The organism is Aeromonas sp. MdU4 (assembly GCF_041929505.1).
Taxonomy (GTDB): domain Bacteria; phylum Pseudomonadota; class Gammaproteobacteria; order Enterobacterales; family Aeromonadaceae; genus Aeromonas.
This window is the reverse complement of the sequence record NZ_JBHFMW010000009.1, coordinates 48,240-56,225: the sequence shown is the minus strand read 5'-3', so window position 1 is coordinate 56,225 and position 7,986 is coordinate 48,240. Positions and strand designations below refer to the sequence as shown.

The following is a 7,986-nucleotide window of genomic DNA, read 5'->3' as shown; positions in this document are numbered from 1 at the left end:
TGGTCAACGTGGCCGATGGTACCCACGTTAACGTGCGGTTTATTACGCTCAAATTTTTCTTTAGACATGATCGTCCCTCTAAACTAACGCTGAGTACGCGGTGGCAAGCTAACCACAGAACAGTTTATATGATGGATTTGAATCTGATGGGGAAGAGAGGCTGGTGCTGACAGGCAGATTCGACTGCCGACTTCACCCGAAGGTGCAGCTCTTGGTATCGCTTGAGCCATATCAGCATCTTGGAGCGGGCAGCGGGAATCGAACCCGCATCATCAGCTTGGAAGGCTGAGGTAATAGCCATTATACGATGCCCGCATTTCTCTAACCCAAAGAACTCAAACCGCAGAGAAATATGGTGGAGGGAGAAGGATTCGAACCTTCGAAGGCAGAGCCGTCAGATTTACAGTCTGATCCCTTTGGCCGCTCGGGAACCCCTCCAGATGCCAGATTGTCACAACGGTAATTCTGCTTGCACCCGTTGTTTTTATCGCTTTTGCACGGCAAAAAGACGACAGACATCCAAGCGTCGCGCATTTTATTGTAAGGATTTGGGGGATGCAACCATTGAACCGGGCTAAATACGCTTTATTGCAGGGAAGTTTGCAAAAAAGCGCGGGGAAATCAGCCAATCCTGCTACGTCCCTTGTCGCTCCCCCCCCCTTGGTGTATGGTCGCCGTGCCCAAGAAACAGTGATGACACCATGACGACAGAGCATAACCCTTATCTGCAATTCACCCGCGATCAATGGGCGTTATTGCGCGATTCGGTCCCCCTGACCCTGACCGAACACGATCTGCAGACCCTGCGCGGAATTAACGAGAAGGTGTCATTGCGGGAAGTGGAAGAGATCTATCTGCCCCTCTCCCGCCTGCTCAATCTCTATGTCAAAGCCAAGCAGCGCCGTAGTCGGGTACTGGAGCAGTTCCTCGGCCAGTCCCGCGGCAAGGGCACCTATATCATCAGCATTGCTGGCAGCGTGGCGGGGGGCAAAAGCACCACGGCTCGTATTCTGCAGGCCCTGCTGGAGCGCTGGCCGGAACATCCGCGGGTGGAGCTGGTCACCACCGACGGCTTCCTCTATCCCAACAAGGTGCTGGAAGAGCGTGGCCTGATGCGCCGCAAGGGGTTCCCGGAATCCTATGACATCCGCCATCTGGTAGAGTTCGTCGCCAACATTCGCGCCGGTCACGAGAAGGTCGAGGCACCGGTCTACTCCCACCTTATCTATGACATCATTCCCGATGAGAAGAAGGTGGTGGAGCAGCCGGACATTCTGATCCTGGAAGGGCTCAATGTGCTGCAAAGCGGCATGGACTACCCCCAGGAGCCCCATCGGGTCTTCGTGTCAGACTTCGTCGACTTCTCCATCTATGTAGATGCCGAGGCCGAACTGCTGCGCACCTGGTATATCGAACGCTTCCTCAAGTTCAGAAGTGGCGCCTTCTCGGATCCCGACTCCTACTTCCATAACTACGCCAAACTGGCTGAGAGTGAGGCGACCCGGATCGCCAGCAATATCTGGCAAGACATCAACTACCTGAATTTGCAGGAAAACATTCTGCCTACTCGTGAACGTGCCAACCTGATCATGACCAAAGGCAACGAGCACGCCATCGAGCAGATCAAGCTGCGCAAGTAAATGTAGCGGTTGGTCAGATAACGAAGAGGAGGCCCGCAGGCCCCCTCTTCTATTTGGCATCATGAGCAGCCTTGCTGGCCCTCAGTCACCCCGGCGCAGGGAGAGCTCCCCCCCCAGATAGAATTTTATCCCTTCGCCCGTCTCCAGCCGCAGGGCACCGCGATCGTCGATACCACGGGCGATACCGCGGATCTCCTGATCCCCCATCAACAGACGGACGGGGCGACCAGCGAAATGGTCGAGCCGATTCCACTGATCGACAAAGCTCGTCAGACCGTGTTGCTCGAAGGTCTGCAGCGCCTGCTGCAGATAGACGATCATCCGTGCGGCAAGCTCATTGCGGTCGACCAGCTCCGGATTGATGTGGCGCAGCTCGGCCCAGGCCTGATCGATCTTCTCCCCTTCGCGGGCGGGCATCGCCAGATTGAGCCCGACCCCGATCACCAGATGACAGCTGGCGCCAGCACTGCCGCTCATCTCCACCAGAATGCCCGCCAGCTTGCGTCCCTGATAGTAGAGATCGTTGGGCCATTTGAGCTCCACACCGGGATAGCCAAGGGATTCCAGCGCTTCCACCACGGCAACGCCGACCGCCAGACTCAACCCCATGGCTGCCGCCATGCCCTGCTCCAGCCGCCAGTACATGCTGAGGATCAGCTGGCACCCAAACGGGGAGACCCAGGGCTTGCCGCGCCGACCACGCCCGGCGGTCTGGCATTCGGCCAGACAGCTCTCGCCAGAACGCAGCTCATTAACCCGCTCCAGCAGATACTGATTGGTCGAGCCAATGACCGGGAAGCAGCGTACCGGCGCCATCGGGGCCAGCGCCTGCAACTGCTCTTTATCGTAAAGCGCCATCGGCACCGCCAGCCGATAGCCTTTGCCAGTCAGGCTGAACAGATCCAGCCCCAGCTCCTTGAGCGCCGCCATGTGTTTGCTCACCGCCGCCCGGCTGATGCCAAGCTGCTCGCCCAGCTGTTCACCGGAGTGAAACTGGCCGTCGCTGAGCAGGGTGATCAGGGTCTGTCGGATAGGGGTCAGAGTCATGAGAGCACCTCGTCAAGCCAGGTTTCACCTTGTGCCCCCATGAAACGCACCTCATGCTCCAGCACCACCCCGAATTTTTGTTCCACGCTGTCGCGCACATGGGCCGCCAGAGCGATCAGCTCCATGGCACTGGCGCCCCCCAGATTGACCAGCACCAGCGCCTGCTCCTGATGAACAGCGGCACGACCGATGGCGAAGCCTTTCAGACCACACTGATCGATGAGCCAACCCGCCGCCAGCTTGGCCAGCCCTTCACCCGCCGGATAGAGCGGCATCTGCGGATACTTCAGTTTGAGCGAATCGGCCAGCGCGGCAGGTACCACCGGATTTTTGAAGAAGCTGCCGGCGTTGCCGAGGACGGCGGGATCCGGCAGCTTGGCCATGCGGGTGGCACAGACGGTATCGAAGATGGCCTGCGCCGAGGGAGTATCACCGAGTGCCGCCAGCGGGCCATAGCCCAGCACCGGCTGCCACACCTTGGGCAGCTTGAGGCCGACCGCGGTGATCAGATGGGAGTCCTGATACTCGTGCTTGAAGATGCTGTCGCGATAGCCGAAGCGGCACTCTGCCGCCGCGATCCGCTCAATCTCACCGCTCTGCCAGTTGAATGCCTCGACATAAGCGCAGAATTTCGCCAGTTCGACCCCGTAGGCACCGATGTTCTGCACCGGCGCCGCACCGACCGTACCGGGGATCAGTGCCAGATTCTCCAGCCCGAACCAGCCCTGCTGCAAGGCATGGCGTACCAGCTGATGCCAATCTTCACCTGCCGCCACATGAAGCAGCCAGTGATCGCCACCATCTTCTGCGGTAATACCCTTGAGCCGGTTGAGCACCACCAGACCGAGAAAATCGGTGGTAAACAGCATGTTGCTGCCGCCGCCCAGATTGAGGCGCGGCAGCTGGTTGAGCTGCGGATCGGCACGCAAGGTGGCCAGATCGGCAACCTGCTCCACCTCGGCCAGCCAGAGGCAATAAGCATCGAGGGCAAGGGTGTTGAGCTTCAACAAGGAGGCGTTGGCATTCAGTTTCATCTGTCTATCCCGGCTTGGTGCAAGGGCGCAGTCTACCTCAAGTTACCCCATGACGAAAAACCCGAACCCTTTTCGGGGCAATAACAGTGGTTTACAGTAGACAGCTTCAACTGTTGAGGAATAACTCATGAACAACCAGTTTGCCGTCATCGGCCTGGGCCTGTTTGGCAGCGCACTGTGTGAAGAGCTGCAACGGCAAGATGCCGAAGTACTGGCCATCGATATCGACGAGAGCAAGACCCGGCAAATCGCCGCCCTCTGCAATCACGTTATCGTGGCGGATGCCACTGACGAAGCCACCGTCGCCGAGCTGGGACTGGCCAACTTCGATATCGTATTCGTCGCCATCGGTGACAACCTGGAGACCAGCATCCTCACCACCCTCGTTCTGAAAGAAGCGGGCGTGAAGAAGGTGTGGGTGAAGGCGCGCGACAAGTTCCACGCCAAGATCCTGCAAAAAGTGGGCGCCGACAAGGTGATCAACCCGGAGTGGGACATGGGCCGCCGCGTCGCCCAGAGCATGCTGGATAACCGCTTGTTCGACTATCTGGAGCTGGGGCACAACATGGTGCTGACCGAATTCGTCATCGGATTGCAGCAAAACGGCAAAGCCCTCAGCGACTTCCATCTGCTGCAGCAGAGCGACTTCCAGCTGCTTGCCATCAAGCGCGGCGAGGTACTGCATAACGTGCTGACCGGCAAGATGGAGCTGCAACTGGGTGACATCCTGATCCTGGCGGGCAACAAGCACGCCATCGACCACTGGCTCGAAACCCTATGATCAAATGGCGCAGCAGCTACGCCTTTGCGCTGCATCGGGAGCAGGACTCCCGCTGGAGCGAGGCCAAGCTGATCCTCGGCAGTTTTCTGATCATCCTGCTGATTGGCACCATTTTTCTGGTGCAACCCTCCAGCCACAATGGGGAAGTCACCTTTATCAACGCCCTGTTCACCGCCACCTCGGCCATCTGCGTGACCGGGCTGGGGGTGGTGGATACCGGCACCGCCTTCACCCTGCAAGGGCAAATCTTTCTGATCATTCTGATGGAGATCGGCGGGCTGGGACAGATGACCATGACCCTGCTGCTCATCGCCATCTTCAGCAAACGGGTCGGCCTGCGGCAGCAAGTACTCGCCAAAGAGGCGCTGGGACAGGAGGGCTCGGTCAATATCATTCAGCTGGTGAAGCGCATCGTGCTGTTCGCCTTCATCGCCCAGCTTATCGGCACCGGCCTGATGGCGATCCGCTGGGTGCCCGAAATGGGCTGGGTTCACGGCCTCTACGTCAGCTTCTTCCATGCGGTATCGGCCTTCAACAACGCAGGCTTCTCACTGTTTGCCAACAACCTGATGAGCTATCGGGACGATCCCCTCATCAGTCTGACCATCGCGGGCCTGCTGATCCTTGGCGGGATTGGCTTTACCGTTATCGTCGATCTGGTACGCAACCGCCGTTGGCGCAAGCTGAAGCTGCACAGCAAGCTGATGCTCCTGATGACCCCGGCACTGTTGCTGCTGGGGACCGTGGTCTTCTGGCTGCTGGAGCACAACAACCCGGGCACGCTGGGGCAAGCCGGGATTGGGAGCCAACTGCTGGCGGCCTTCTTCCAGTCTGCCAGTGCCCGTACTGCGGGCTTCAACTCCATCGACATCGGCCAGATGGTGCCCGCCTCCCTGCTCTTCATGATGATGCTGATGTTTATCGGGGCAGGCGCTACCTCCACCGGTGGTGGTATCAAGGTGACCACCTTTGCCGTGGTGCTGCTGGCGACCAAGGCGTTTCTGACCAAGCGCCCCCATGTCACCGCCTTCGGCCGCACCCTGTCACCCCAGATCGTCACCCGCTCGCTGGCCATCATCATCGTCAGTACCATGGTGCTGATGCTTTCCATGTTCCTGCTGATGATCACCGACGCCCTACCATTCGACAAAATCATGTTCGAAACCATCTCGGCGTTTGCCACCGTCGGCCTCTCTACCGGCATCACCCCCAGCCTGAGCGGCCCGGGCAAGTTCATTCTGGTGCTGGTGATGATCTGCGGCCGTCTTGGCCCGCTCACCCTCGCTTTTATGCTGGCCCGCCCGAGCGAGACCCGCATCAAGTATCCGGAAGAGAGCGTCTACACCGGCTAAGTGCCACAGCGCCAAGATACCGAGCGAGGGAACAACAGCAAGAGAGGGGCCCATGGCCCCTCTCTCTTTTCCGCTGGCGGCTTTTGCACATCAGCCAGCATCGCCCTCACACGGTCAGGCCGCCTTGCTTCTGGCTGGTCGCTTGCCCGCACTCTTGCGAGGGGTCGCACCAGCGCCGCTGGCCGCCGGACTCTTGCGCTTGGTAAAGCGCCGTTTGCTGGCACCCGGCGCCTCCTTCGGCAGGGCGCTGAAGCTGGCCCCTGAATCCTGCCGCGCCCCCTCAATCAGCCCGTGCAACTGCTCGGTGAGCGGCCCCATAAACTGCTGGTAACTACCGTGGCGCTCGGCGATCTGGCCGAGGCTCTGCTCCCACAGCGCCGTCATATCCGGCGTGGTGGCGGTGGCAGGCAGCGCCTGCACCAGCGCCCGCCCGGTCGGGGTCGCTTTGATGCTCTTGCCCTGACGCACCAGAAAGCGGCGTTTGAACAGCAGATCGATGATGCCTGCCCGGGTTGCCTCGGTGCCGAGACCATCGGTGTCGCGCAGGGTCTTGCGGATCTCGGGATCCTGCACATAGCGGGCAATGCCGGTCATGGCCGCCAGCAGGGTGGCATCGGTGAACGACTTGGGCGGCTGGGTCATCTTCTCCTGCAACTCGCCCCGCTCGCAGAGCAGTTGTTCTCCCTCTTTCAGGGCGGGCAGAGTGCCCGCTTTCTCTTCGTCGTCATCCTCCTCCACCCCGAGCAATGCCTTCCAACCCGCCTTGAGGATGCGCCGCGCCTTGGCCTGAAACAGGCCGCCAGCGATGCGTAGCAGTACCTTGCTGTCGTTGTATTCGAACGGGGGATAGAACTGCAGCAGGTACTGGCGAGCAATCAGGCCGTAAAGCTTAGCCTCATCGGCCCCCAGCGTGGCGGGGTTACCCTGCTTCTCGGTGGGGATGATGGCGTGGTGAGCATCCACCTTGCTGTCGTTCCACGCCTTGCTGCGGATCTTGCCATCAGCCTCGGCAACCGCCTTGGCCAGCGCAGGAGCCGTGGCAGCGATGGCGCCGCGCACCTGCTCGGCCCGCTTGAAGTGGTCGGTCGGCAGATAGCGGCTGTCGGAGCGCGGATAAGTGATGAGTTTGTGCCGCTCGTAGAGGCTCTGGCAGATATCGAGCACCCGCTTGGCATCCATGCCAAAGCGCTTGGCGGCATCGATCTGCAGGCTGGAGAGGTTATAAGGGAGCGGCGCCGCCTGCTTGCGGGCCTGCTCCTCCACCGATTCGACCTCTGCGGGTTGGCCGTTGATCCGGCTCACCACCTTGTCGGCCAGCGCCCGGTTGAGCACCCGCCCCTCTTCGTCTTGCCATGGCAGACAGGCTTCGGACGGCAGCCACTTGGCAGTGAAGCGCTCGTTGCCGTCGGTCAGCAGATGGGCCAGCACCTCATAGAAGGGTTTGGGCACGAAGGCCTCGATTTCGAGATCCCGCCGCACCACCAGCCCGAGCAGCGGGGTCTGCACCCGACCGACCGAGAGCAGCTCGCTGCAACCGGCCTTGCGCCCGAGCAGGGTATAGGCGCGGGTCATGTTGATGCCATAGAGCCAGTCGGCCCGGCTGCGGGCCAGCGCGGAGACCGCCAGCGGCACGAACTCCTTGTTGTCCCGCAGCTTGTCGAGGGCGCGGCGCACCGCGGGCGGGTTGAGATCGCTGATCAGGCAGCGCTGCACCGGCTTGGTTTTCGGGTAGCCGAGAAAATCGATCACCTCGTCCACCAGCAGTTGCCCCTCCCTGTCCGGGTCACCGGCATTGACCACGCAGTCGGCCTGCTTGATCAACCGCTTGATGACGGTGAGCTGGGTTTTGGTCTTGGGTTTGGCTACCAGCTGCCACTGAGCGGGGACGATGGGGAGGTGCTCCATCCGCCACTGTTTGAAGGCGGCGTCATAGGCATCGGGCTCGGCCTGCTCCAGCAGATGGCCGATGCACCAGGTGACCACATCCCCCTGGGCAGTTTCGATAAAGCCGTCGCCCTTCTTGTGGGGTTTGGGCAGGGCATCGGCAATGGCACGGCCCAGCGTGGGCTTCTCGGCGATAAAGAGTCGCATCGGTGGCTACCTGCAATACTGTATATGCAGACAGTATACAA

6 protein-coding genes and 2 tRNA genes are annotated in these 7,986 nt (G+C 60.4%); 3 read left to right on the top strand and 5 right to left on the bottom strand.

The window, feature by feature from the left end; translation table 11 throughout:
- Positions 1–240: 240 nt before the first annotated feature.
- Together ACE1BR_RS06035 and ACE1BR_RS06030 are read right to left on the bottom strand one after the other, a co-directional pair.
- Positions 241–315 (bottom strand) — tRNA-Gly (locus ACE1BR_RS06035).
- A 38-nt stretch (positions 316–353) separates the two neighbouring features.
- Positions 354–438, bottom strand: a tRNA-Tyr gene (locus ACE1BR_RS06030).
- A 263-nt stretch (positions 439–701) separates the two neighbouring features.
- Here ACE1BR_RS06030 and coaA point away from each other — a divergent pair.
- Positions 702–1,640, top strand: a complete 939-nt coding sequence (gene coaA, locus ACE1BR_RS06025) for a type I pantothenate kinase (RefSeq protein WP_374868501.1) — start codon at positions 702–704, stop codon at positions 1,638–1,640.
- Positions 1,641–1,721: 81 nt separating this feature from the next.
- On the opposite strand, the gene birA is transcribed toward coaA, so the two are convergent.
- Together birA and murB are read right to left on the bottom strand one after the other, a co-directional pair.
- Positions 1,722–2,687, bottom strand: a complete 966-nt coding sequence (gene birA, locus ACE1BR_RS06020; protein WP_374868499.1) for a bifunctional biotin--[acetyl-CoA-carboxylase] ligase/biotin operon repressor BirA — start codon at positions 2,685–2,687, stop codon at positions 1,722–1,724.
- Complete coding sequence (gene murB / locus ACE1BR_RS06015; protein WP_374868497.1) at positions 2,684–3,721, bottom strand: UDP-N-acetylmuramate dehydrogenase; 1,038 nt, start codon at positions 3,719–3,721, stop codon at positions 2,684–2,686. Before murB ends, birA begins: the two co-directional genes overlap by 4 nt.
- Before the next feature lie 127 nt (positions 3,722–3,848).
- Between murB and ACE1BR_RS06010 the strand changes: the two genes are divergently transcribed.
- Complete coding sequence (locus ACE1BR_RS06010) at positions 3,849–4,502, top strand: potassium channel family protein (protein ID WP_374868495.1); 654 nt, start codon at positions 3,849–3,851, stop codon at positions 4,500–4,502.
- Complete coding sequence (locus tag ACE1BR_RS06005; RefSeq protein ID WP_374868493.1) at positions 4,499–5,854, top strand: TrkH family potassium uptake protein; 1,356 nt, start codon at positions 4,499–4,501, stop codon at positions 5,852–5,854. Before ACE1BR_RS06010 ends, ACE1BR_RS06005 begins: the two co-directional genes overlap by 4 nt.
- Before the next feature lie 114 nt (positions 5,855–5,968).
- Here the strand turns inward: ACE1BR_RS06005 and ACE1BR_RS06000 are convergent, their stop codons facing one another.
- Entirely contained in the window at positions 5,969–7,945 is a 1,977-nt protein-coding gene (locus ACE1BR_RS06000; protein WP_374868491.1) for a DNA topoisomerase III, read from the bottom strand.
- Positions 7,946–7,986: the final 41 nt, after the last annotated feature.

Coding starts and splice junctions, on each gene's coding strand:
- coaA (WP_374868501.1), top strand. CDS start 702: ATGACGACAGAGCATAACCCTTATCTGCAATTCACCCGCGATCAATGG.
- birA (WP_374868499.1), bottom strand. CDS start 2,687: ATGACTCTGACCCCTATCCGACAGACCCTGATCACCCTGCTCAGCGAC.
- murB (WP_374868497.1), bottom strand. CDS start 3,721: ATGAAACTGAATGCCAACGCCTCCTTGTTGAAGCTCAACACCCTTGCC.
- ACE1BR_RS06010 (WP_374868495.1), top strand. CDS start 3,849: ATGAACAACCAGTTTGCCGTCATCGGCCTGGGCCTGTTTGGCAGCGCA.
- ACE1BR_RS06005 (WP_374868493.1), top strand. CDS start 4,499: ATGATCAAATGGCGCAGCAGCTACGCCTTTGCGCTGCATCGGGAGCAG.
- ACE1BR_RS06000 (WP_374868491.1), bottom strand. CDS start 7,945: ATGCGACTCTTTATCGCCGAGAAGCCCACGCTGGGCCGTGCCATTGCC.